We start from the raw sequence: 26,100 nt of genomic DNA on the forward strand, positions 1-26,100 counted from the left end.
GGGACTGACAAATAAAAAAACATCCTAAATTTTTTGTGGGATGGGTGTCCCCACCCGTCCCAGATTTAGAGCGCTCATGTTGCCCACCCGACAAAATGGATAATTTATTTCTTGTCAGTCCCTAAGACCTAAAAATTGGCATTTAAACCCACACGAAAAGTAAATCCAGGGCTATATATGCGATTAACTCGCTCATATTGCTCACCGAGTAAATTTTCTAAATAAACTGTCAGTCCTAAATTGCTAGTTAGAGGTATACGCCCACTCAAATCTAAATTCACGAAAGACGGTGCAAAATCTGTAGCCTTGTCATTAGAGTTGGCAAAAATGGATCTACGAGCGCCACTATTGTAGGTAACATACAAATTAGCCTGCCAACCGGAATTTTGATAACCCACGCCACTTTGAAGTACAGAGTAGGGAATCAAGCCTAACTGTAAACCATTCTCTGAGCCTGTTTTAATTTGAGAATCTGTATAAGTATAGTTGAGAAAAGTTGACCAGCTAGCCGCAATTTTCAATTGCAATGCAGCCTCCAAACCATTGGTATCTACTAGTCCAATGTTTGACCATTTTCCGGCGATGACTCCCAAGCGATCGCCTATACTACTACCAAAGTAAGTAAACTGTCCAATTAGATTTTGAGAAAAATTGACATCTACTCCCGCAGTCCAAGTTGAGCCAATTTCTGGTCTTAAATTAGGATTAGGTTCCCAACCATGAACTGTATCATAAACATATAACTGATCTAACCCAGGATTGCGTTGTCCCCCTGCCCAACTTCCACGCACTGCTACTCTTGGTGTGAGGGCATAACGTAATCCAACACTAGGGTTTAAATAATTTCCAAACTGGCTATCAAAGCTTTGCCTTAGTCCTAAATCTATCAGAAAATTATCGCTAATATTCCAAGTATTGACTGCAAATAAAGCTGTATTGAACAAACTCCGATCTTCAGTTTCGTTTTTGGCAATACTACTAGGATTTGTACTCAAAACATCACCGATTAAGTCGGTGTTTTTCAAATCTAAACCCCAGCGTAACTTATTATTGTTAGTAACTTTCCACTCATGATCCACCCTGGCTGTAAGTTGTTGTGTATCCAAAGCTCCAGTACGGTAAAATGCTCCTGTCGGCCCATAGGTGCTAAAATAATCTTGGTTATAACCAATTGAGGTTGTCAGATTAGAGCTTTCACCATTACCTAGCCGAGTTTTCCAAGATAAGCCAACATTTAAACCATCGTGGTCTAATCTATCTCTTTGGAGAGGGAAACCGAAATAAATTAAGCCGCGACGACTGCTGAGTTTACTAACATCTAAATTTAAAGAGTTTTTTTTATCTAAATCTAGTCCAATGCTACCAAAGTAAGTACTTGTAGCTGTGTCTGCATTCGATAAAAACCCCTGACTATCACGATTGGCTGCACCTACTGGGACACGGTAACGGTTATCTGTAAAAAGTCTTTCAAAGCTCAAGTTGTACTTGATATTAGCAGATGAGCCACCATAAGTCACTTGTTGATTATTTAAACTCAATGAGCCAAATTCTGCGCTACCACTCAATTTAGGTTTACCATAACCTTCCTTGGTAATGATATTCACAACTCCCCCAAAGGCTGAGGAACCATACAAAGCGGAAGCTGTACCGCTATATAATTCCACTCGCTCAATCGCCTCTATGGGAATACTATTTAAATCGGTTCCACCATGATAAGTGTTAACATTATTATTAATTGGTCTGCCATTAATCAAAAATACAGACTGATTAATTGAGGCTCCCCGATAGTATGTACCTGTGTGAATATCTGCACCATGACCTGCGTCATTGATTGCAAAACCAGGCATTCTTTTCAAAATATCGGCTAAACTTGTAGCACCCTGCTTTTGAATTTCTTCTCGATCAATGACGTAAGTTGGAGTAGATTGAGGTAGGTTGTATGGTTCTGCGATCGCTTCTATAGAAATATCTGCATCATCGCTCGGAGTTTGCTCTGTTTCTCGATTAAGTTCACTTGGTGTAGATTGTTGAGTTAATAATTCGGCATTAGTGGCGGGTAGCTCAATTTCACTCAAACTTGGAATATCTGATAATATATTCGTGTTTTTCCGCTTAATTTCAATATCGTCAGCAAAGGCAGGAAACGCTATCAGTAAACTTGGTAAAGCAACTGGTAGCAACAAAAAATACTTTTTCACGTTCTATTTCACACTCAGTAAAAACAGCCACTAAGTAGCATTGTTGCTGTAATAGTAAAATCGTGTCAAAAGACACGCTGTCATATTTCCATAGTTCAGATGATACTGTTGGTCAATTCACTACAACGATTCTCCTTTGAATGCAACCTCACCTCCATTGCTCTTTTCTTTTAGGCTAGGGTGTACACAAAAGTCCATGACCACTTGATTAGTTATTAAACTCAAAGAACCCCTAAGAGCAAGCAGGGCTAGGGTGTAGGAGAGTTCCAAGAAATAAATTATCCATCTTCTGGGGTGGGCATCCTGCCCGCCCTGAATATAGGACGGGTGTTCGCGTAGCGGCACGTAGTGCGGACACCCATCCCACAAGAAAATTTGGGATGTTTTTTTTATTTGGAAGTCCCTAGACACAAGTCCTAAAAACCTAACTTGATAGTTTTTCTCCAGGCTCTTGCCCTCTGCCTCAACTTTTGCGACTTAAGGAATAGAGATTTATCTTACTACTGATAGAGCAAATAATATTATTTTCCAACTAAATTTAAATGTTAGTGTTATTAACTGAATTATTAGTAACTTAAAGTTTTAACTAATTATTCAAAAAGACAAACTAATTATTTAGAACATTATGTATGTATCTTTATGGCCAGGGAACGTATATCCTTTAGGTGCAACTTGGGATGGTAAAGGGACAAACTTTGCTTTATTTTCGGAAAATGCGACAGGGGTAGAGCTTTGTTTATTTGATAACGATGACCAAGAAACTCGCTTCCCTTTGACAGAAAAAAACAATTTTGTTTGGCATGGTTATTTACCAGGAGTTGGGCCAGGTCAAAAGTATGGATTTAGAGTGCATGGGATGTGGGCACCAGAGGTAGGTCATAGATTTAATCCAAACAAACTATTAATTGACCCCTACGCTAAGGCAATTGACGGTGAGTTTAGTAATGATCCATCTGTCTTTGGCTACTCTCTAGACGCTGAGGAAAAAGACTTAGTTTTTTCTGAATTAGATGATGCCAAAATAATGCCTAAATGTGTTGTGGTTGATCAATCCTTTGATTGGGAAGACGATCAACTCCTTGGTACACCTTGGCATACAACTGTTATTTATGAAACTCACGTCAAAGGTTTTACTAAACTACATCCAGCTATTCCAGAAGAGTTGCGTGGAACTTATGCTGGTTTGGCTCATCCAGCTGCAATTCAACACCTACAGCAATTAGGAATTACAGCAATTGAGTTGATGCCAGTACATCACTTTCTATCTCATCCTGGACATTTAGAAGATAAAGGATTAAAGAATTACTGGGGCTACGATTCCATCAACTATTTTGCCCCCTATTCTAGTTATAGTTCTAGTGGAACTGTGGGTCAACAAGTCACCGAATTCAAGCAAATGGTGAAGGCACTACATTTTGCTGGAATTGAAGTGATTTTAGATGTGGTCTACAACCACACTGGTGAAGGAAATCATTTTGGGCCAACGCTATCTTTGCGAGGTATTGATAACTCTGTATATTACCGTTTGGTAAAAGATAATCCTCGCTACTACATGGATTTTACCGGCTGTGGTAACTCTCTGAATGTGCGTCATGCTCAAGTTCTGAAGTTAATTATGGATAGCCTGCGCTATTGGGTAACAGAAATGCACGTCGATGGCTTCCGATTTGATTTGGCCTCGGCGCTGGCACGGGAATTATATGAGGTAGATAACCTGTCAGCTTTCTTTGATATTATTCATCAAGACCCAATTTTGGCAGATGTGAAGCTCATTGCTGAACCTTGGGACTTAGGAGAAGGCGGCTATCAAGTCGGGAACTTTCCACTGCGTTGGTCTGAGTGGAATGGTAGATATCGGGATACAGTGAGAGATTTTTGGCGTGGTGTAGATGATAGTTTAGGACAATTTGCTTACTGTTTTACTGGTAGCCCTGATTTATATCAAACAAATGGGCGCAACCCAAATGCAAGTATTAATTTCGTGACTGCTCATGATGGTTTCACATTAAATGATTTGGTCAGCTACAACGAAAAGCATAACGAGGCAAATGGGGAAGAAAATAGAGATGGTGAAAGCCATAATAGATCCTGGAATTGTGGTGTAGAAGGCGAAACTGACAATACAGAAGTAATACGTTTGCGCGAACGGCAACGACGAAACTTTTTAGCAACCCTAATGTTATCTCAAGGTGTCCCAATGCTATTAGAGGGAGATGAAATTGGCTGTAGTCAAAAGGGAAATAATAATGTTTACTGCCAAGACAATGAGATTTCCTGGCGGCATTGGGATTTGCAAAAAGCGAACTCGGATCTACTATATTTTACACGTGAACTAATTGATTTTCGTCATCAGCATCCAGTATTTCGACGGCGCAAGTGGTTTCAAGGTCGCCCCATCCACGGTTTAGGTATTAATGATATTGCTTGGTTTAATTCTGATGGCAGTGAAATGACTGAGAAGCAGTGGCTAGTTAGTTATGCCAAAGTAATGGAGATTTTTTTGAATGGGCAGGGAATCGCTACTCCAGGGGATCGTGGTGAGCGGATTATTGATGAAAGTTTTCTGGTATTTTTTAACGCTCATTACGAGTTAATTGAGTTTGCTTTACCCAATGAATTTAAAGACAAGATATGGGAGATAGTAATTGACACTAATGAACCTCGCTTTTTAGATCGGGGAAAATTAGTTTCGGGTTCTCAAACTGTACCAGTTACAGATCGCTCTCTGATGGTGTTACGGCTTATGAGTTAGTAGTGCGAGGAGAAAAAAATACTCAACTTTATAGGAAAATATATTTTCCTATAAAGTTGCTATAATGCTTCAGCGATTTTTACTCGTAACTCTAATTAGAAAACGCAAAGCTTCATTTACTGCTTCCGAATTGGGAAACATTTCTGCAACATCAGGTTGTAAATAAACTGTGAATTTTTCAATATTATTAAAATTATATTCACCATTTATCGTATTAGTGTCTGCCAAACCCTGATTTGATTGAAGCTTATTCTGTATTATGGTTGTTTGGCAAGATGCAGCATTTAATTTATTAACGAGTGATTCCCAACTACTAACTTTCAGATTAAAGTGAGCTTTTGCATCCCGTAATGTTTTAAACTGTTGCTTCAGAATATCAGCAGTATAAGTATGCTTGTTAGATACGTGTTTCTCTGCATTTAGGTCTGACTCAACCAGATCAACTACTTCATTAATAAGTCTGTCATGATTTTCGGCAATTTGAGCAGCAGCCCCTAAAATCCGAGAAGTTGCTTGTATCTGTACATCAGTCTCTTGTTTAAGGCGATCGGCAATATTGCGAATTTGATCTCCCAGCTTCGCTTTAGCTTTTTTTTGCGTAGATGGTAGTGATTTATTGCTCATGAGTATGCTTGTTTATTCAGAAAGTATGTCTTTAATTGCCAGCCAGATGCGTTTAAACTTTTGTACCAAACCCATAGGATTGTTAGTTGTTTCTTCTTCCACCGAATCAACTAGAGATTGAATCCGATCCATACGCTCTGCTACAAGGTAAAGACTGTTTACTGCTTCATCCTTACTTGCTAAAGAGTCACGCAATAGCACAACCATGTGGGCAATTTCTCGTTTTAGTTTTTCATTCTCGGCTTTCCGGCGAGTTTCCCATCCCTTAATACTAGCTTTGGAACGACGCTCATGTTTGAGTTCTGCTTTAGCCTCATTGTATAAAGTCAAATACATTTCTCGTTCAGAGTTGGCTGCATCATATTTGGTAAGCAATTCAGTTGCTTTTGCTTTTTGTTCATTGTAGAGATAGAGCGTTTGTTGATGGCTTTGTTGTTCATCGATATAGAAGCGATAGTTTTGAGTGACTTGTTCTTTTAGCTCATTAGCTTCTAGTTGGCAAGTTTGGATCTCTCGTTGGTTAACATGAACTAGCTGGGATATTTTCGCTTTTTCTTCGTTGTAAAGGTAGAGTGTCTTTTGATGACTTTCTTGCTCATCAAGATAGAAGAGATAATTTTGAGTGAATCGCTCTCTTAGCTCATTAGCTTCGGTTTGATAAGTTTGAATCTTTTGCTGAACATGAACTAGTTGTGTTGCAGCTTCCTCATTTTCTTTCGCACGTTCTTGTGCTTCATCGCGTTGGGCACGAACAGTCATCAATAGCTGTTTAAGCTCATGAGGAGAAGGTGGTTCTATATGCTTTGAGTGAATATGAATAGGAGGTTTGCGCCCTAGATTTTTCATTGCGATAATTTAAGTTACTATGTAAGTATTCGTGATATTTAACTATAAAAATTTAGTTTAGCCGAGATGAACTCATTGAAGTGTGATCTCGGTTCTATTAGTAATATGATCTGACTCTGTGTTGATATAGCGGTTCTCAGTTTAGTGAGGTACAAGAACCCCTCACCGCAAATGAGGAGCTTGCTCTGGTGTAACTCATTTGATTAGGAAACGCTATATATCTTTTAGTCTGCTTCAAACGCTCAAATTCCCAAACGTGCAATCTCGAAGGGCTAGAGATATTGCGCTTAATAAGCAAGCTAACCTTTGAAAGGCGAAGGATAATAAGCTTCAAAGCCTCTTCCCTTGTAACAATTACGAATTACGTTAGCATTGAGAAAAATAGACGCTTCACAAACACATCAGCCTACCCTATGGCATCCCAAAAACAGTACTAGTAAAGCCACTTGAAAGTGAATCGGCTTACTCACCAGATGTGCTGATATTAAATCGCCCCAATTTAGTAAACGAACCTCTGTGGAAAAAAGAATCTACGTAAGCCAAGCGGAATCAATACCTTTAGTAGTTGAGGTAGTCAGTAGCAATTGGCGTGATGATTTTTTAAAAAAAGCTGCTGACTATGAGGCTGTAGGCATCCCAGAATACTGGATTGTAGATTGTGCCGCTTTAGGCGGTAGGCGATTTATTGGCAACCCTAAACAACCAACTGTCTCGCTTTACACCTTAGTTGAGGGAGAATAGCAAGTCAGCCAGTTTCAAGGTAGCGATGCCTGCGGCGGTAAACAACGCATTATCTCACCTATTTTCCCCGAATTAAATTTAACCCCCGAACAGATTTTTCAAACCGGTGGATACCCTGTGTAGCCCTGACAGTATTAGAAAAGTGCGATTTCAGTTGCAAGGGAAATTTGTTGTCGCAAATTCTTTAATAAATCTAGAGTTTTTTTGTAGGCGACTTTCTTTCCTTGATTTTCAAAGTACTCAGATGCTTTTTGTAAATCAGATATAGCTCCTAAATGATATCCTAAGCGATAATGAGCTACTCCCCGATTAACGTAAGCCTGGGCGTTACTGGGGTTAAGTCTGATGACTTGAGAAAAATCACGCACTGCACCAAAGTCATCTCCGTTTTGTCCGCAAGCACAAGCTCGGTTAAAGTACGCTCTATAATCGTTAGCATTGAGACGAATTGCTAAACTAAAGTCCAGCATCGCAGCCTGGGTATCTTGTAAGACAAAATGCGCTAAACCTCGGTCATTATATATATCTGCAAGCAGTAAGCTAGTTATTCGAGGTATCTGGGTTAGAGCTAAATTAAAGTCAAGAATTGCTTCTGAGTCTTTCCCATCGCCAGCATAGGCTAGCCCTCGGTTGTAGTAAGCTCGAAAATCGTAGGGTTTAAGTGTAACGGCTCGATTATGATCGACAATGGCAGCGCGATAATCACCTTGTCTGTAGAGTGCTACTCCCCGGTTCAGATAAGCCTCAAAGTTATCAGGTGCAAAATTTATCGCTTGAGTACAATCTGCGATCGCTTGATGGTAATCTTGTAGTTGGAGATAAGCAAGACAGCGATCGCTATAAGCCACAGCATAATCTTTCTTAAGTTCAATCGCCTGGTTAAAATTCTCTATTGCTTCCTGGTAATCACCCTGTCGCATCTTATCTACACCGAATTCCAAGAAATCACCCGATGTAATTTGCGTGATAGATATAGGTGATGAATGTGCGGATGGAGTCAAACAAATAAAAGGTAAAGCAATAATTACACTGAGAAATAATCGCCAGAAATTAGTCATAAACATCCTGTTTGGCAATTTCGGCAAGAACAAAATTAGCGGGACAAAAAGCCCCGCAAATTGTTAATTTTTGAAGTTAGATTTTAGTCTACTTCTTCCAGTCCTTATCTGCTTGTTCAAGCACATAAGCAGCTACATCTGCAATTTTGTCAGCTTTTAAACGAGCGCCGAAGGCGGGCATAGCACCTTTACCTTTTGTAACCTGGGCAATAATCTTGTCTGCTGAGTACATATCATACTTTTCCAAGTCCGCCTTCTTCAGGCTTTTGGCAGCATTAACCAGATTCTTACCTCCTGCGTGACAAGAGGCACAATTGGCACTAAATACTTTAGCTCCACTAGCAGCATCTCCTGCCAAAGCTGGACTACTGAAGGCAAAGGTGAAGATTGCTATGCCTAACAGTATGACTGTAATCATTTTTCTCATTTCGTGTTTCCTCTGCAATAACGGCTTATTCGGTGCAATATCCTCCATAATTGTGAGTTGACCCGTTGCCATAGTCAAACGACAGGCTGTCAAACTTCGCTTGATTAAAAGCTTTCTCTAGTTCCCAGACTCTGACTGCGAATGCCTTTGGAAGCCCCAACTTCCGCGTTGGCGCAGCCTCTCGAAGAGAAGCAAGTTAGGGTACTTCACCAGATCCTAATTGAGTAAGTGCATCTTCTGTAACGCGACAAATTCGCCAATTATCTAATATTGATGCTCCCATACTAAGGTAAAATGCTTTAGCTGACTCATTCCAATCCAAGACACTCCACTCTAATCGCCCACAATCACGTTCTACAGCTATCTGAGCTACTTTAGTCAGAAGAGCCTTACCAATACCTTGCCTGCGATATTCTGGTAAAACAAATAAATCTTCCAGATAAATTCCTGGCTTAGTCAGAAATGTGGAATAATTATGAAAAAATAGGGCAAAACCAATAGCTTGTCCCGCAGATTCCGCTAAGATTGCCTCTATATACCTCCGCGAACCAAATAAATGCTCCTGAAGTGCCAGAGCATTCCCAGTAACAGCGTGAGATAATTTTTCATACTCTGCAAGCCCCTGAATTAATTTAAACAGTACGCTGCAATCGTCTGCTTGGGCAAAACGCACAATCAAATTGCTATGGGAAGTCATTAGTCTATAGTCCATAGTTTATAGTCCATAGTCTATAGGCAACTGGGCAATTTTTTTGAGTAATGACTGATGCTGTTGGCGAAATATTTCTTAATACTCCAAAGCTTTCAGAAGTCTAGTATTTTGTTGGCTGAAGTTTTTGGTCAATCTATGCTCTCGAAAAAAAAACTATTTTCGGAGTTAGTTGACGACACAAAAACTGCATGAACGAAAAACGCCTAAAAAGGCACAAAGTCAACAGCCTAGGCGTAGCCCGCCTTCGGCATCGCCTATCTCTCAGAATGCCAGCGCACATCCCCCACCCCCTAAGATCATGTTCAGATGTGTTTGCCCTTGTCTACCCGTGCTTTGTAGTTGAGTAAGTCCTGAATAAGTATAAAAACTGAGGTTAATAGCTGCTCACTAAGTTTAAATTTATATTACCTACTCATAATCTTTCCTTAATCAAAAATCTCCAAATAAGAACTTAAGCAGCTAAGTAATGATTAAAAAGACGACCCAACTCAGAAATTTGTTAGTTTCAAATAATTTAGAATTTTTGATGGAAAGCCACAATGCTCTGAGTGCTAAGATTGCCGAAGAGGCAAATTTTCCAGGAATATGGGCTAGTGGACTTTCTATTTCTGCCCAGTTGGGTGTACGCGATAATAATGAAGCAAGTTGGACTCAGGTGCTAGAAGTAATTGAGTTCATGTCTGATGCAACTTCTATTCCTATTTTGCTAGATGGTGATACTGGTTATGGCAATTTTAACAATGTACAACGCCTGATAAAAAAGCTAGAGCAGCGCAATATTGCAGGTGTATGTATTGAAGACAAACTATTTCCTAAAACCAACAGTTTCATCAATGGGGAAGCTCAACCTCTAGCTGACATTGACGAGTTCTGTGGCAAAATTAAAGCGGCAAAAGATGCCCAAAATGATGATGATTTTGTCCTGATTGCTCGTGTGGAAGCATTTATTGCTGGCTGGGGACTATCAGAAGCTTTAAAGCGAGCCGACGCATACTATCAAGCAGGGGCTGATGGCATTCTCATTCATAGTGCCTTGAGAGTACCCGATGAAATTTTAGCCTTCAAGCGTGAATGGGGCGATCGCTCTCCAGTGGTAATTGTGCCTACAAAATATTACTCCACTCCGACTGAAGTATTCCGAGATCATGGATTTTCTGTTGTCATTTGGGCAAATCATCTCTTACGTGCTGCGGTTGCTGCAATGCAACAAACTGCTCAAACCTTGATGACAGAAGAAAACTTACTGAATGTTGAAGAATCTGTGGTTCCCGTTGCAGAAATATTTCGACTACAAGGAGCGAAGGAACTCTTAACAGCAGAAAAACTTTATCTGCCCCAAACTGAGCAAAAAGTCAGATCCATTGTCTTAGCCGCCTCTAGAGGTATTCAATTGGGTAAACTGACGGAGGACAAACCCAAGTGTATGTTAGAACTGCGCGGTCAACCCCTGCTAGCATCGATTGTTGATACCTACAAGAAAGTAGATGTGAAAAATATTACAGTCGTCCGAGGTTACAAAAAAGAAGTCGTGAATCTGCCTAACCTCGATTATGTAGACAACGATGAATATAATTGCACAGGCGAACTTGTTTCACTATCTCTAGCTTTGCGGGATGCCTTCACGGATGATCACGAGTTGATCATCGGATACGGGGATGTTCTGTACAAAAAGTACATTCTGCAAATGTTATTGGATTCAGACCACGATTTCACAGTGGTTATAGATGCAGATCAAAGCATTAACCCCAATCTTATCCGCCAAAATTATGTAACTTGTTCCCTACCAAACTCAAAGACAGCTTTCTATACTCCTGTAGAACTCAAACAGATTGGTCGTGACTTACCCACTGAAGAAATCTGTGGGATGTGGACAGGATTACTGAAAGTTTCTAACCAGGGCAAGCATACATTGTGGGGAATCTTGAAGACAATGCTTTTGGATGAGGAGGTGCGACATGGCGCTAGGATGCCAGCCTTGTTGAATGAATTGATTAACCAGGGATATTCGGTAAATGTGATTTACATTACAGGGCATTGGCTGAATGTAGATGCTATCAAAGATATGATTCAAGCTGGGAGCTTTTAAATGATTACCGCAGAAAGCTTTATTAACGCAGCTAAAGAAAAAGGCTTTGGTTTTTATACAGGAGTACCCTGTTCTTATCTCACACCATTTATCAACTATGTGATTGACTCACGAGATTTGCGGTATGTAGGTGCTACTAATGAAGGAGATGCAGTAGCGATCGCTTCCGGTGCAGAATTGGCTGGGATGCTCCCTGTGGTGATGTTTCAGAATTCAGGGTTAGGAAATGCTGTTAATCCCTTGACATCCCTCAATCAAATTTTTAAGATCCCTATCCTGATTATTGTGACATGGCGGGGTGAACCCAATGGCGCACCTGACGAACCCCAACACCAGCTAATGGGAGCTATCACCCCGCAATTACTGGAATTGATGCAGATTCCTTACTCATTTTTCCCCACAGAAACTGAGGATATTGAGCCAACTTTAAACTGTGCCCTTGAACATATGGTGCAGCACCGCAGTCCCTATGCTTTGGTGATGAAAAAAGGCTCAGTGCAATCTTGTGCTTTAAACTCTCAATTAGCGGTTAAGCCACTTTTAACTGCACCTACTCCTTCCCTCATCCATTCAGAACCTACTTACACCCGTCACGATATCCTGAAAACGATTCAGGTAGCTAGCCAGTCAGATGATGTGCTAGTAGCTACTACAGGTTATTGTGGAAGAGAACTGTATGCCTTGGAAGACAAAGAAAATCAGTTGTATACAGTAGGTTCGATGGGATGTGTATCCAGTATTGGCCTTGGCATCGCCCTAGCTCAACCACAAAGACGGGTGATTGTCATCGATGGGGATGGTGCAGCGTTGATGCGTATGGGTGCTTTAGCCACCATCGGCTATGAACGACCAACCAATTTGCTACATATTCTGCTAGATAATCAAGTCCACGAATCTACGGGTGGACAGTCTACAGTATCCCACTCTGTTGATTTCTGCGCTATTGTTGCGGCTTGTGGTTACATCAATGTAGTTCATGCTACCACTCTTGAGGAAGTAAAAGACGTAATTGCCTACCCATCTGAAGAATTAACTTTCCTCTACGTCAACATTAAGCCGGGAATTCCCGAAAAATTGCCCCGACCGAAAATTACTCCCGACCAAGTTGCTCAACGTCTTCGCCAGTTTATGGAGGTAGTATAATGTACCGGAATATCTTACTCAATCCCGGCCCCGTCACAATCACAGATCGTGTGCGTCGTGCCCTCCTGCGGGAAGATTTGTGTCATAGAGAACCTGAATTTGCGGAAATTACCAAAGATATCACACAAGGTTTAGCCAATGTTTATCCCGAAGCCGCTCAGGAATATGTAGCGGTCATGCTGACAGGTTCGGGAACCTGTGCTGTAGAAGCCATGCTTTCTAGCTTAGTGCCTGATGATGGCAAAGCCTTAGTGGTATGCAACGGGGTTTACGGCGATCGCATGGCAACGATGGTAACAAGACACAGGAAGGCATTAGAAGTAGTAACTTCTCAATGGCATGAACCGATGAATCTGGCAGAAGTGGAGAAGCGCCTTCAGCAAGACTCTAGCATCACCCATGTGATAGCTGTACACCATGAAACCACTACCGGACGCTTAAATGATGTGGCCAAGCTAGGGCAAATTTGCCAAAGCCGGAATGTAGCTTTGTTGCTTGATTGTGTTTCCAGCTTCGGCGCAGAAGCCATTGAGTTTGCCGCTTGGAATTTGGAAGCTTGTGCCGCCACTGCAAATAAATGTCTGCATGGGGTGCCAGGATTATCTTTTGTCCTGGTTAAGCGATCTGTGTTTGACTCCCGCCCTACTGCTGCTGGTAGTTTATACTTAGACCTTTATCCCTATTACAAAGAACAAGTACAGGGATACTCCCCCTTTACCCAAGCAGTTCATATTGCTTACGCCCTGCAAGAAGCGCTGAAAGAACTTGCCCAAACAGGGGGTTGGACGGCGAGACATTACCATTACAGCACCCGACAAGGACAGATTCGCCAAAGTCTTCAGGAACTAGGTATCAAAACCTTGCTGCATGAGCAGGATTATTCTTGTGTACTGACATCCTTTCAATTGCCTTTAGGTTACAGTTACGAACAAATTCACGACACCTTGAAGGATGCAGGTTTTATTATTTATGCAGGTCAGGGGGGACTGAAAAATGCGATTTTCCGCATAGCCAATATGGGTGATATCCAACTTAATGATATGGAACGCCTGCTGCATAGTTTGCAAATGTTATTTCAACCCGCTTTAGCAGTCAAAGTATAAATATTACCTGTTTTGTGAAAATATGTCTTGGTTGGCGATCGCCCTTGTCTTATTATCCGCTGCCATCCATGCCACTTGGAACCTTTTAGCACATTCCCAAAAAGTTAATGGTGCCATGTTTCTCCGCGTTTCTTTAATCATCGGTCTATTTGGTTTTATACCAGTAGTGATGGGTGAATTGCGGGGAGATGGATTTCCCTTGTCTGTTTGGGGTTGGGCACTACTGACAGGTTTTTTACAATGCTTCTATTATCTGGGTTTGACAATGGGCTACCGCCTCGGTAATTTCAGCGTCGTCTACCCTATCGGTCGTGCTTTACCTATTTTGTTTCTGGCATTAATTGATGTTAGCCGAGGGCGAGTACTCTCCTCTCTTGGTTGGTTGGGGATTACTCTGGTGATTATCGGTTGTATGATAGCGCCACTGAAATCTTTGCGAGACATAAAGTTAACTGACTACTGGAATCAAGCAACTGTTTGGATTTTAATTATTATGTTTTCTACTGTTGCCTACACGACAGTGGACAAGTTAGCTGCCGAACTGATACCTACTGGTGCAGGGGCAGCTGCCCGCTATAGTGTACTACAATCTATTTTTACCATACCCTTCCTTTGGGTAGCGCTGAAACTTACAGGGGAACCCATAGACAAACAAAAGGGATTGGCTGATTGGAAATGGTCTACATTATTTGCCCTATTTGTTTTTGGTTCCTACTGGTTAATGTTGTGGGCGTTCCAGCTTAGTCCTTACATTAGTTATTTGTCAGCGATACGGCAGTTCAGCATCGTCATTGGTGTAGTAGTTGCCACAATATTCTTCCGCGAACCCTCACCAGCTTTGCGTATTACTGCCACAGTAGCTATTACCTTGGGCATGATTTGCATCACCCAAGTTTCCTAATATGGGTAGTGTGAAGTAGCCATTTCAACGCATTCATCCGTACTACATTTTCACCTCTCTATTAATTCTTGAGTTATCGTCCTTACGAGGTTTTCTTGTGCAAAATGCTTAATCCCACATTTCGCACTTCATTGTGTAATATATATACTGTTGAAGTGCGGAATGTGGGCTATATGTAGAGATAGAAGTCTTTACATCGTCCCACGGAAACCTGCTACTTGCTTGAGACTACGTTTACAGCAAGAGTTCAGCTAACAAAATACTGGACTTGTGAAAGCTTTGGAGTATTAAGAAATATTTCGCCAACAGCATCAATGACTAAACGAAAGCCGAAAAAAGCTACAAAACGCCCGGTTTTTGCGAATTGCAGTAGGTGAAGTTTAAAAAATATACAGATACAAGCTCTCTAAATTCGCTACTAAGGTGGATTTAATAAAGAGCAAGTTTTGTAAAGTCTTAATGCACCTAAAATCTAGGATGGTGCGTTACGTTACGCGATAACACACCCTACGAAATTTAAAGTTTTGCACTTTATTTGATCCATGCTTATTAGTGGAGCTAATTAAATCAGGTATTGCATCCCGATTTTGAGCAATGTAATTAAATCAACCAACCTTTTAAGCGTTTGGCTATGTGGGGACGGCGCAACTTCCGCATAGCTTTGCTTTGAATTTGACGCACTCGCTCACGAGAAAGATTGAACATATTGCCAACTTCTTCTAAAGTACAGGGTTCGCTGGTTGTCAAACCATAGCGCAGAGAAATCACATCTTTCTCCCGTGGAGTTAACACGTCACCCAAAACTTCCCAAATCTCCTGACGCATCATGTTTTCATTCATTTTTGCTTCTGGAGACAGGTTATCTTCATCCTCTAGCAAATCCATCAATTCGGTGTCTTCTTCTTTACCTACACGATGGTTGAGAGAAAGTGCTTGTCGCCGTAGTTGTTGGAGCTGGCGTAATTGTTGGACACTAATTTCCAAAGTTTCTGCCATTTCCCCTTCGGTGGGATTACGAGAAAGTTTTTGCTTAAGTTCCCGTTGGGCTTTTTTCAGCTTGTTAAGCTTTTCAACAATATGTATAGGTAGCCGAATTGTCCGCGCATCGTTAGCTATCGCTCTGGTAATCGCTTGTCTAATCCACCAATAGGCGTAAGTAGAAAACTTATATCCTTTATCGGGATCAAACTTTTCTGTAGCGCGATTTAAACCCATCGCTCCTTCCTGAATTAAATCCAGAAAAGGCACTCCCCGATTCAGGTATCGTTTAGCAATAGAGACTACTAATCTCAAGTTTGAGCGAATCATTTTGCGTTTCGCTACTCTCCCTTGATACAAGCGACTTTCTAGTTGCTTTTCCGTCATTTCTAGCTCGGAAGCTACTTCTAATTTACTGGGTTCCTGTCCCAGTTTTGACTCTAAAGCTGCTTGGATTTCTCTGACTTCCTCTAGGAATCTGACTCGCCGCGCTAACTCTACTTCTTCATCAGCTTTTAATAGCGGATAACGCGCCATTTCCTTAAAAAACGCGCCCACAGCATCATCATGTTCGGTTTTGTTGTATCCCGAAGGACGAGCCGCCGCCATGTCATCTCCATCGCGTTCATCTGATTCCAGATTTTCTACTACAATTGGAGATTCTTCTTCTGCTACTGCATTTAAACTATCGAGTGATGGTTCTTCACTATCAGCAGCATTCTCCAGTATTTCCGTTTTTCCCAATTTAACAATATTCATAGTTTCCTTTAGGGATTGTTGCTTTGTTTGGTACATAATTTAGTTACAGCTACTCATTTGAGGCTTGGTAGTTTTCCCTAATGGACGATGCACCCCTTTATATAGCGAAATACAGGCTGATGCTAATTTATCTACAGAAATAAATTGACCTCTACCTAGCTGATGCAGGTTACGGTTATATACAACCTATAATCAAACCGACTTCGCACCTCACAGAACTTTATTCTTAGACTTCCAACAGATATATTCTTCATTTTTTTCCGAATTATCGAATATGTCAAACCCCCTCAAACTTTCTCAACCTTAACAAATATAAAAATCTCAGTTAAATATCCAAATTTCTTAAATTTTCATATATTTTTCATGTCTTCGGCGTTGTAAGTCACTGGATAAAAATAAAACCTGCTACTGCGGTTATATATTCCCGATTTGATTTAAAGTTACCGACATGATACAAGTTACAAGAGTAGCAGCTTACTTTCGGGATGTTCTTACTTTGTATAAAAGCATCTCATAAGCAGAAAGGCTTGAATATCTATCGATAGGCGGAAAAAGGCTACTCCCTATTTAGTAGAGAAAGTAACTGTTGCAGCAAGAGCCGACATGGTTTTATTTGTATAGTGGGTACAAAATATTTATTGCACGTATAGTTGATACGAATTTGTCTAGTAGATTACATAAGAGGAAACTTATCAAGTATTATGAATAATAACAGTATTGAGAATTACCATTTAAGTCTAAAAAAGCCCAAAATTAGAGTTTAGTTAGCTAGGTTAATTTTAACCAGCTAGTGAGGTAAATATCTAACTATAAAGTCAGTAACTATGTATATTAATGACGTAAAATTATCTTCTTTAGTGGTGGCACAAGCTGGTGAATCATATCAGTCAGGTGCAACTGTTAATGGGTGGGTTGAAGTACTGGTAGACTGTCCAGGAAGTACGGGACTATTTACTTATCGATTACCAGCCCAGTTGGAAATCAAACCAGGGGATATTTTAAGCGTGCCATTTGGGGCACAACAATTAGGAGCGATCGCTATTCGGTTACTGGCACAACCAAATGTTGATTTACCACCAGAAAAAATCCGGGAAGTAGAAGATATAGTCAGCGTTGGGTTTTTCCCAAGTGCTTATTGGGAATTACTCAATCGAGTTGCTGCATATTACTATACGCCCCTGATTCAAGTAATCCGGGTTGCATTGCCGCCAGGGTTGCTGGGGCGATCGCAGCGTCGTATCCGCCTGGTTAGAGGCGAGGGAACTGGGAAAAGTAGTTATTTACTGGCATCTCCTAATCCTTCAGCTTTTCTGACTGCGACTGCGCGGCAAGTTTGGGAACTTTTGCAAGGGCAGCCGGCGGGGGATTATAGTTTCGCCTACATCCAACAAAAAGTCAAATCTGCTTATCGGGGAATTCGGGAGTTGTTGCGATTTGGTTTAGTAGAAAGCTACTTAGAACCGCCACGACTAACTCGACCAAAGTTGCAAAAAGCAGTCACCCTTACAGCTACAATCGACGATGAATTAACCACTCGCCAACGAGAGATTTTGGAAGTGCTACGGCGACAGGGTGGGGAGTTGTGGCAAAATGAATTGTTGCAGATTTGCAATGCTAGTTCCTCTACTCTCAAGACGTTGGCACAAAAGGGTTACATCGTTGTTGAAGAACGAGAAGTATTGCGAACAGAACAAGGCCCAGCAATAGCAGGGGATGGTGCTAAATTCTTAACTAGTGCCCAAGCTAGCGCCTTAGCGACAATCCAGACACTAGATGGATTTGCTCAAGTTTTATTGCATGGGGTGACAGGTTCAGGAAAAACCGAAGTATATTTGCAAGCGATCGCACCTCTCCTCAACCAAGGCAAATCCGCCCTTGTCTTAGTGCCAGAAATTGGACTCACACCCCAGCTAACCGATCGTTTTCGCGCCCGTTTTGGCAATAAAGTCAGCGTTTATCACAGCGCCCTTTCCGACGGTGAACGTTACGACACTTGGCGACAAATGCTCACAGGAGAACCCCAAGTTGTTATTGGTACTCGCAGCGCCGTTTTCGCCCCTTTGCCCAACTTGGGTTTAATAGTTTTAGATGAAGAACACGATAGCAGCTTTAAACAAGATTCCCCCATACCCACCTACCACGCCCGCACCGTTGCCCAGTGGCGAGCCGAATTAGAAAATTGCCCCTTGGTGTTAGGTTCCGCTACGCCTTCGTTGGAAAGTTGGGTAAGCGTCAGGAGGCAGGAGGCAGGAGGCAGGGGGCAGCAGGCAGGAGGCTATTATTTAAGTTTGCCTGAGCGCGTCAACTCCCGCCCTTTACCGCCGGTGGAAATAGTTGATATGCGCCAAGAGTTGCAGCAGGGAAATCGTTCGATATTTAGTAGATCCTTGCAAACAGCTTTACAAGAGTTGCAAGAAAGAAAACAACAGGGAATTTTATTTATCCATCGCCGGGGACATAGTACTTTTGTCTCTTGCCGCAGTTGTGGATATGTGTTGGAATGCCCCTATTGTGATGTGTCGCTGGCGTATCACCACACCGAAGAAAAAGCGCCGGAATTATTGCGGTGTCATTACTGTAATTATGGGCGATCGCACCCGAAATTTTGCCCTGATTGTAGTTCCCCTTACCTAAAATTTTTCGGTAGCGGTACTCAACGGGTAACGCAAGAACTAGCGCGACAGTTCCCAGAGTTACGGTTGATTCGTTTTGATAGCGATACCACCCGCAACAAAGGCTCACACCGAACTCTACTCACCCAGTTTGCCAACGGCGAAGCAGATTTATTAGTTGGTACGCAAATGCTCACCAAAGGTTTAGATTTACCACAGGTGACACTTGTGGGTGTTGTCGCCGCCGATGGATTGCTAAATTTATCAGATTATCGCGCCAGTGAACGGGCATTTCAAACCTTGACTCAAGTCGCTGGACGTGCTGGTAGAGGTGATGATCCGGGTATGGTGATTGTGCAGACTTATACTACAGAGCATCAGGTAATTGCAGCCGTGCGATCGCACGATTATCTGTCTTTCTCTCAAGCTGAATTAGAACAACGCCAAGCACTCAATTATCCTCCTTATGGACGGTTAATTTTGTTGCGCTTAAGTAGTCTTGACCCCATTCAAGTGCAAAATACGGCACAAATTATTGCTACAGACTTGAGTACAGAAGAAGAATTGGAGATATTAGGCCCAGCACCAGCGAGTATTTTACGGGTAGCTAATCGTTATCGTTGGCAGATATTGATTAAATTTGCCCCCCATGCATTACCACAGTTGCCAGATTGGGAAGAAGTGCGATCGCTTTGTCCTTCGTCTGTGAGTTTAACTATTGATGTAGACCCCATCAATATTATGTAATCTATAGCTTTTTAAGGGGGATTTAGAGGGATCTAGAACGTTTTGCTACCGACAAAAGGACTTTTAAAACATCCTCTAAGCTAATCGGCATTCAAGTTGCATAATCAGGGCGGGCAAGATGCCCACCCCACAAGATATTGAGAAAATTTTAATATGCAAATTAAATGTGTTTTAGCTTAGTCTTGACACGCGAGTAGGGTAGGTTATGGACACGCCGAAATAACAAATGCTTAGGCGTAGCCAACCGTAGGCATCGCTCAATTCTGTAACTTCATCGGTAAACTGAGAGTGAATGCTGTTTGACCAGAAGGTGTTAAGTCAAGGGTGAGATCGCCACGATGTGCCCTTGCAATTTCACGGGATAAGCTCAGTCCTAAACCAATTCCATCTACTTTGCGGGTGCGTGAAGGATCGCCGCGATAGAAGCGGTCAAAAATGCGATCGCGATCGCTCGGTGGAATATCTTGGGATGCATTGGCAATGGTAACATCGAGAGTTGTGGAAGTTTGATCAGCGCAAATCTGTATCCAGCCATTGGTAAGATTGTATTTGATGGCATTACTGAACATATTTTGCAAAACTTGAATCAGAAGATCGCGATCGCCCATTACCCGTAGCCCATCGGTGAAGTCAGTTTGCACAATCAACTGAGGAGCTAGCATTTCTAAATCTTCTAGCATCTCCATCAGCAACTCAGACATATCAACCTCAACCAGATATAAACTCATTTTTCCCGCATCTGCTAGAGATAGCAGTAAGAGTTTCCGCATAATTCCACTGAGGCGGCGCACCTCATCCAACAAGTTGCTTAAGCGCTGTTGCACTTCACTACCGGGATCAACCTGTTGCAGCGTTCGTTCCAGTTCGCCTTGCAAAATAGTCAGTGGGGTTTTCAGTTCATGAGCTGCATCACCACTAAAGCGGGAAGCTTGGGTAAAACTGCGTTCCAAGCGTTCCAGCATGAGATTAAACACCTGAATCAGTTCGACAAATTCAACATCGATTGTCCCAATGGGAATCCGTTGATCTAGCCCTTTGACAGTCACTTGTTGAATCACGCCCGTTAATTGATGGATGGGACGCAAAGCACCACCAGAAACCAACCATGCTCCCACCGCAACCAGCAAGAGCGCTCCCGGAATTGAAACCAGAAAAATATTACGAATAGTAGCCATCTCTTGATTGACGGCTTGCAGACTAACGCCAATGGCAACCTGAACATTAGGAAATTTAGCTGCCCCAATCCGCCAAGCTGTTATTCCCGTTTCCTCAGTGACAAATTGAGGGGAACGGGGACTAATCAGGGGTGGCCGATTTCTCACATCACCGGGAAAATCTAACGCGAAACCGCGTCGGGAAGGGGGAGAATTGGAAGCCTCTCTTTTTTTAGGAGAGAAGTTTTCCAAATCTCGTGAAAAATCAGGTAAAGGTGGAGGTTCTCTAGGAGGAGGCGGTGGTTGAGGTGTTAACTGAAGACGTTGAACCAGCAGACGATTCACATTGACATCGGCAGGTAAGGAGTTAGATTCATAAAGTGTGTTGCCCTTTGCATCAAGCACCAGCAGAGCAATGGGGGTTTTTATATTTGTTCCGCCGCCCAAGGCATAAGGTAATGAGTCTGGGTAAAGCTGCCATCCTTCACCATCAGATGAACGAGTTGGCCGCATTAAGTGATTTAATAGTTCTGCATCCAGGCGGCTAATCTTAGCATTGTAAATCTGAAACCAGGAAACTGCACCAAATCCGACTAATGTGCTTCCAGCCAGAGCCGCAGACAACAGGGCAATGCGGAGTCGAAAGGAAGGGAGTTTCATGAAGAAACTTCTGGCTTGCGAAACCGATATCCAACCCCTCGAATACTTTCAATCCACACTGCTTCATCAATGGGGTCAATCTTTTTCCGAATTCGCTGGATACAAACATCCACAACATTAGTGTTGGGGTTAAAGTCATAGCCCCAAACGTGTTCTAGAATTTGGGTGCGAGTAAAAACCCGTCCGGGAGAGCGCATGAGATACTCCAGAAGATTAAACTCGCGGCTGGTGAGTTCTATCACCTGCTGATTGCAAGTGACTTCCCTGGTGATGCGATCGAGCTTGATAGTCCCAACACAAAGCATATTTTGGCGTAGGCGTAGCCCGTCGTAGACATCGCTAACACTTCGGCGCACAACAGCATGAATTCGAGCCGCTAACTCTTCGACAAAAAACGGTTTAGCGATATAATCATCCGCTCCCAAATTTAGCCCTTCCAAGCGATCGTCTAATTCATTCCGAGCCGTCAACAAAATTACCGGAGCATTTCGACCTTGCCGCCGCAACAGTTTTAGAATCGATAGTCCATCCTTTCCCGGCACCATAATGTCGAGTACAATCACATCATATTCGTTGGCTAATGCCCGCAGATATCCTTCATCACCGTTATCGCAGTAGTCTACAACAAATCCTTGCTCTTTGAGTCCAGCCCGGACAAAGTTAGCAATTTTCGCTTCATCTTCGACAAACAGAACGTTCACAAGCATTTATTAATTCACATATTGTTCCATTTTAAATTCATTATTTTTTGTTCAAATTACAAAACTGTAATTTAGAAAATAGGTAAGCTGTAATTTTGAGATGGCTCAATTAGAAATATGAACACCCTACCTTTTGAAGGTTGATTTTTATGAATATTCGTCGAGTCTTAGGCGTAGCAGCAATTCCTTTGGTAATTGGCGCATTTGGTTTTATTTCACTCAATCAAGCAAATGCCGCTAATCAATTCGCTCAAATTGCCCAAGCGCCATCACAGCCCAACCAACCATCGAACGAACAACATCGTCCACCCCATCCTGATTTTAAAGCAGCTGCGACCAAGTTAGGAGTAACAGAAGCACAATTAAAAGCTGCCTTGGGAGTCCCTGCAAATCCTCCAAATCCAGGCAATCAGCGTCCACCCCGACCTGATTTTAAAGCTGCTGCGACGAAGTTAGGAGTCACAGAAGCACAGTTAAAAGCTGCCTTGGGAGTCCCTGCAAATCCTCCAAATCCAGGCAATCAGCGTCCACCCCGACCTGATTTTAAAGCAGCTGCGACCAAGTTAGGAGTCACAGAAGCACAGTTAAAAGCTGCCTTGGGAGTCCCTGCAAATCCTCCAAATCCAGGCAATGAGCGTCCACTCAAACCTGATTTTAAAGCTGCGGCGGCAAAGCTGGGTGTCACTGAACAACAGTTGATCGATGCACTAGGTGTTCCACCTCATCCTCCTGGTGCTGATCGTCCTAATGCACCCAAATAGCTGAACATTATCTAAACCACATCTAGTTTGCATATCTAAAATTTATATAACTCTGGGACTAGGGACTGTTTTCAAACTCGAAGATCCCCTCTAACCCACGCCACTCGCTCCACTTGGGGAGACGCTGCGCGTAGCAAGATCCCCGAAGGGGTACAAGTCGGGAAACCGCAAGGGCACACTGGCAACTCTATTGCCTCTGCGGTTTAAAAGTAATTTATTTAACCACAGAGGCGCAGAGAACACAGAGTCAAGAGGGATTCTTTGACCAAAATTTTTACCCGCATTGAAAGGGCTTTTTTTTGTAATTCGACAGACTGGTTGTGATTCGATAACTTATTTCTACACCGTAGGTCTAAAGCTGAGGGGATTCTAGTTTCACAAGTGATTAGCCAGACTTAATATAAAATCTCTAGCAGATGATTAGGTAAATTGGCATGACTGAAACTACAGAAACGATTTTCAGCAAAATCATTAGTCGGGAAATTCCGGCTGATATTGTTTATGAGGATGATTTAGCCCTGGCATTCAAAGACATCCATCCCCAAGCGCCCGTTCACATCGTGGTAATTCCCAAAAAACCCATTGCTACACTAGCTGATGCTGAATCTGAAGATCATGCTCTGTTGGGGCATCTTTTGCTAACCGTCAAACGTGTTGCCGAAGATGCTGGACTGAAAAATGGTTATCGAGTTGTGATCAACACTGGTGATGACGGCGGTCAAACAGTCCATCATTTACATTTGCATATTTTGGGAGGACGGCAGTTAGCCTGGCCTCCTGGTTGATAAAACCAGATGAATTGCCTTTCTAGATGCGGTTCGGAAGTAGGGGCAATTCATGAATTGCCCCTACTTCATTCTGGCAGCGCATTTTCACTTGAGGGTGCGGTAGTGTAAAAACAACTCACTTCCAATCTGACGAGTTTCCACGAGTTGGAGATGAGGAATAGCATTGGCAACAAAACCCTCTCCTTCTACTGGGCTAGGGGCATGCTTTCCTCCATAAATGACAGGCCAAATTGTCAACCACCAATCGTCAATTCGTCCTGCCTGCGCTAGAGAAGCTGTTAAAGAGCCGCCTCCCAAAGCAACGATCTTGTGAATACCCCGCTCTGCCATCATGGTGTAAGCCCGCTCCCAATCCAGGTCTGTATCTCCCAAATCAATTAATTCAGCCAGTTTTTGCAAGGCTGTTGCATCAGAATTGCGCTCCAAACCAGTGCGTGTGGTAAATATCCATCGCTCAATGTCTTGGGTTAAAAAAGGCAAGTCCAGCGATAGGTCGAGGGAACCTGAGACAACGCAGGTAATGGGCTGGGGAGGCTGACCCCGAACCTCACGGGCTGCCAACAGTTCGGGATTGCGAATTGTAAAAGTTACCCCCTCAGTCCGAATCGTCCCTGCTCCTACCAGGACTAGATCAGCAAGGGAGAATTGATACTCCAGATGTGCCTGATCATCTGCATCAGAATAACCGGGTACATTAGGATCTACAGGGCTAATCTTTCCATCTGCCGTCATGGCAAGAACCACAGTTGTTTGGATAGCTGACATGATTATGTTTTAACGATTCTTTATAATTTTACCTTTTTGAATTCTTGGCGATGAATAGTTGTTGCATTGTGTTTTAAATCACCTTTTAAACGATAGTTTGAGGTGCTAAAACAATTGTTGTTGGATGATTGTATCTACACAAGAGTCTAACAAGAGTGATTTTTTTACACTTAAGAGACTGTCATGGCCAAACACATATTTGTGATCGCACTTGTCTTAATTTTAATTTTGGGGTTTACATCTCCAGTTAAAGCTGCAACTCCCCGTTCAACTTGGGTGCAAAATGAAATTTACCAATACAATCATCCCTTTGCTTCTCAATTGCCTCAAGAACTGGCAACAAAGATGCTAAAGATGACAGCTAGCCCCTTTGCCTTTTATCGGGGGACAGATCACATTTTTTATCGTGATATGCAGACGTTGCCAAGTTCAGGATTTGTAAATTCTTCCACCTCAGCCATCTGGTTAGAGGGAGATATGCATCTGCAAAATCTGGGAGGGATCAGAGATAGCAATGACAACAACGTTTTTGACACCACCGACTTTGATGAAAGCTATCTTGGCCCCTACGTTTGGGACTTGCGACGAATGGCAGTTTCCATTCTGTTGGCAGCTAAAGAGAATGGTCTGAACTCAAGTGATGCTCAAGATATTGTCCGCAATTTCTTGGATGCTTATCTGAATAAGATGAGTGACTTTAAGGGAACCAACGATGAACTGTCATACCGTTTGGAATCTAGCAATACCAACGGTGTGGTCAAGGATTTGATTCAAAAGGCATCAGATAGCAGCCGTTCTAGCTTGCTAAGTAAGTACACGCAGTTAAATAACGGTAGCAATCGAGTATTTCAGACAACCTCGGAACTCCAGCCTGTATCCAGCAGCACCTATTCAGCCATTGCTGGGGCTATGGGTACTTACATCGCCTCAATTGCTAGCAGTAAGCGCTACAACAACAGTTACTATACCCTCAAGGACATTCGACTTAAATTAGGTTCAGGCATTGGTAGTCTTGGCAAGTACCGATATTACTTGCTGATTGAGGGGCCAAGTTCAGCAATCGAAGACGATCGCATTTTAGAGATGAAGCAGGAAGGCAGTAGCGCCGTGGCGATGGCGTTCCGCCCACCGGAGGCGATCGCAGTTCCAGGTCTGCTGCCAACTTCAGTCTACGGAAACCATGAAGGGGCAAGGGTGACAATCGCCACGAAAGCGATGCTCTCAAATACTGACCCCTTGGTTGGCTACACTACGGTCAACAGCATCCCCTTTATGCTCCATGAAAAATCACCCTACCAAGTGGATTTTGACTATACTTTGCTAACCACTAAGTCAAAATTCATGGATGCGATGGGTTATGCAGGGAAGGTGGTTGCCAAGAACCATGCAATCTCTGATAAAGACTACGATGCTGCAATTGTTTCCGTCAGTGTTGATAAAGAAGTGACTGATATTGTCAGCAGTAACAAGGCTGTATTCAAAGACGAAATTGTTAACTTTGCTGTGGACTATGCAACTCAAGTTGAGTATGACTACACGAGTTTTGTAAATGCTTATAACCAAGGGCTGACACTATACTAGTAT

Annotated in this window: 19 protein-coding genes and 1 pseudogene; 10 read left to right on the plus strand and 10 right to left on the minus strand. The window is 42.5% G+C overall.

Features of this window, described 5'->3' with window-relative positions; translation table 11 throughout:
- Positions 1-128: 128 nt before the first annotated feature.
- On the minus strand, positions 129-2,198 hold the full coding sequence (locus tag V7K50_RS26635; protein ID WP_334965389.1) for a TonB-dependent receptor plug domain-containing protein: 2,070 nt from the start codon (positions 2,196-2,198) through the stop codon (positions 129-131).
- 625 nt (positions 2,199-2,823) lie between these two features.
- On the opposite strand from V7K50_RS26635, the gene glgX reads away from it, so the two are divergent.
- Entirely contained in the window at positions 2,824-4,950 is a 2,127-nt protein-coding gene (gene glgX, locus V7K50_RS26640; RefSeq protein ID WP_334965391.1) for a glycogen debranching protein GlgX, read from the plus strand.
- Positions 4,951-5,019: 69 nt separating this feature from the next.
- On the opposite strand, the gene V7K50_RS26645 is transcribed toward glgX, so the two are convergent.
- Together V7K50_RS26645 and V7K50_RS26650 are read right to left on the minus strand one after the other, a co-directional pair.
- Complete coding sequence (locus tag V7K50_RS26645; RefSeq protein WP_334965393.1) at positions 5,020-5,574, minus strand: hypothetical protein; 555 nt, start codon at positions 5,572-5,574, stop codon at positions 5,020-5,022.
- A 12-nt stretch (positions 5,575-5,586) separates the two neighbouring features.
- Positions 5,587-6,420, minus strand: coding sequence for a hypothetical protein (locus tag V7K50_RS26650; RefSeq protein WP_334965395.1), 834 nt, complete (start codon positions 6,418-6,420; stop codon positions 5,587-5,589).
- A gap of 394 nt (positions 6,421-6,814) precedes the next feature.
- Between V7K50_RS26650 and V7K50_RS26655 the strand changes: the two are divergent.
- Positions 6,815-7,284, plus strand: a pseudogene (locus V7K50_RS26655) (Uma2 family endonuclease); the annotation flags it as partial.
- An 11-nt stretch (positions 7,285-7,295) separates the two neighbouring features.
- On the opposite strand, the gene V7K50_RS26660 reads toward V7K50_RS26655, so the two are convergent.
- The 3 genes from V7K50_RS26660 to V7K50_RS26670 form a co-directional block, all read right to left on the minus strand.
- Positions 7,296-8,219, minus strand: a complete 924-nt coding sequence (locus V7K50_RS26660) for a tetratricopeptide repeat protein (protein ID WP_334965397.1) — start codon at positions 8,217-8,219, stop codon at positions 7,296-7,298.
- A gap of 88 nt (positions 8,220-8,307) precedes the next feature.
- Complete coding sequence (petJ, locus tag V7K50_RS26665; protein WP_334965505.1) at positions 8,308-8,646, minus strand: cytochrome c6 PetJ; 339 nt, start codon at positions 8,644-8,646, stop codon at positions 8,308-8,310.
- A 196-nt stretch (positions 8,647-8,842) separates the two neighbouring features.
- The gene (locus tag V7K50_RS26670) at positions 8,843-9,343 is read right to left on the minus strand and encodes a GNAT family N-acetyltransferase (protein ID WP_334965399.1); all 501 of its coding nucleotides are present in this window, start codon (positions 9,341-9,343) and stop codon (positions 8,843-8,845) included.
- Positions 9,344-9,824: 481 nt separating this feature from the next.
- Here V7K50_RS26670 and aepX point away from each other — a divergent pair, with 481 nt between their 5' ends.
- The 4 genes from aepX to V7K50_RS26690 are packed head-to-tail and all read left to right on the plus strand — an operon-like array spanning position 9,825 to position 14,591.
- Positions 9,825-11,444, plus strand: a complete 1,620-nt coding sequence (gene aepX / locus V7K50_RS26675) for a phosphoenolpyruvate mutase (RefSeq protein ID WP_334965402.1) — start codon at positions 9,825-9,827, stop codon at positions 11,442-11,444.
- The gene (aepY, locus tag V7K50_RS26680; RefSeq protein ID WP_334965403.1) at positions 11,445-12,587 is read left to right on the plus strand and encodes a phosphonopyruvate decarboxylase; all 1,143 of its coding nucleotides are present in this window, start codon (positions 11,445-11,447) and stop codon (positions 12,585-12,587) included.
- On the plus strand, positions 12,587-13,690 hold the full coding sequence (locus tag V7K50_RS26685) for a 2-aminoethylphosphonate aminotransferase (protein WP_334965404.1): 1,104 nt from the start codon (positions 12,587-12,589) through the stop codon (positions 13,688-13,690). The genes aepY and V7K50_RS26685 overlap by 1 nt, the downstream gene beginning before the upstream one ends.
- A 22-nt stretch (positions 13,691-13,712) precedes the next feature.
- Positions 13,713-14,591 carry an EamA family transporter gene (locus tag V7K50_RS26690; protein WP_334965405.1) on the plus strand — a complete coding sequence of 293 codons (879 nt, stop codon included), beginning with the start codon at positions 13,713-13,715 and terminating at the stop codon, positions 14,589-14,591.
- A gap of 600 nt (positions 14,592-15,191) precedes the next feature.
- On the opposite strand, the gene V7K50_RS26695 is transcribed toward V7K50_RS26690, so the two are convergent.
- Positions 15,192-16,364 (minus strand): RpoD/SigA family RNA polymerase sigma factor, encoded by a 1,173-nt coding sequence (locus V7K50_RS26695; protein ID WP_334965407.1) that lies wholly within the window; start codon positions 16,362-16,364, stop codon positions 15,192-15,194.
- Between the two features lie 788 nt (positions 16,365-17,152).
- On the opposite strand from V7K50_RS26695, the gene priA reads away from it, so the two are divergent.
- Positions 17,153-19,687 (plus strand): primosomal protein N', encoded by a 2,535-nt coding sequence (gene priA, locus V7K50_RS26700; RefSeq protein WP_334965409.1) that lies wholly within the window; start codon positions 17,153-17,155, stop codon positions 19,685-19,687.
- 257 nt (positions 19,688-19,944) lie between these two features.
- Here the strand turns inward: priA and V7K50_RS26705 are convergent, their stop codons facing one another.
- Both V7K50_RS26705 and V7K50_RS26710 read right to left on the minus strand, forming a co-directional pair.
- The gene (locus V7K50_RS26705; RefSeq protein ID WP_334965411.1) at positions 19,945-21,501 is read right to left on the minus strand and encodes an ATP-binding protein; all 1,557 of its coding nucleotides are present in this window, start codon (positions 21,499-21,501) and stop codon (positions 19,945-19,947) included.
- Positions 21,498-22,202 (minus strand): response regulator transcription factor, encoded by a 705-nt coding sequence (locus V7K50_RS26710; RefSeq protein ID WP_334965507.1) that lies wholly within the window; start codon positions 22,200-22,202, stop codon positions 21,498-21,500. The genes V7K50_RS26705 and V7K50_RS26710 overlap by 4 nt, the downstream gene beginning before the upstream one ends.
- Before the next feature lie 149 nt (positions 22,203-22,351).
- Between V7K50_RS26710 and V7K50_RS26715 the strand changes: the two genes are divergently transcribed.
- Positions 22,352-22,963, plus strand: a complete 612-nt coding sequence (locus V7K50_RS26715; protein WP_334965413.1) for a hypothetical protein — start codon at positions 22,352-22,354, stop codon at positions 22,961-22,963.
- A gap of 434 nt (positions 22,964-23,397) precedes the next feature.
- Entirely contained in the window at positions 23,398-23,748 is a 351-nt protein-coding gene (locus V7K50_RS26720) for a histidine triad nucleotide-binding protein (RefSeq protein WP_334965414.1), read from the plus strand.
- An 87-nt stretch (positions 23,749-23,835) separates the two neighbouring features.
- On the opposite strand, the gene V7K50_RS26725 is transcribed toward V7K50_RS26720, so the two are convergent.
- Positions 23,836-24,516, minus strand: a complete 681-nt coding sequence (locus V7K50_RS26725) for a RibD family protein (protein WP_334965416.1) — start codon at positions 24,514-24,516, stop codon at positions 23,836-23,838.
- 183 nt (positions 24,517-24,699) lie between these two features.
- Here V7K50_RS26725 and V7K50_RS26730 point away from each other — a divergent pair, with 183 nt between their 5' ends.
- Complete coding sequence (locus V7K50_RS26730) at positions 24,700-26,097, plus strand: DUF2252 domain-containing protein (protein WP_334965418.1); 1,398 nt, start codon at positions 24,700-24,702, stop codon at positions 26,095-26,097.
- The last annotated feature ends 3 nt before the right edge of the window (positions 26,098-26,100 follow it).

Source organism: Nostoc sp., assembly GCF_036917135.1.
GTDB lineage: Bacteria > Cyanobacteriota > Cyanobacteriia > Cyanobacteriales > Nostocaceae > Nostoc.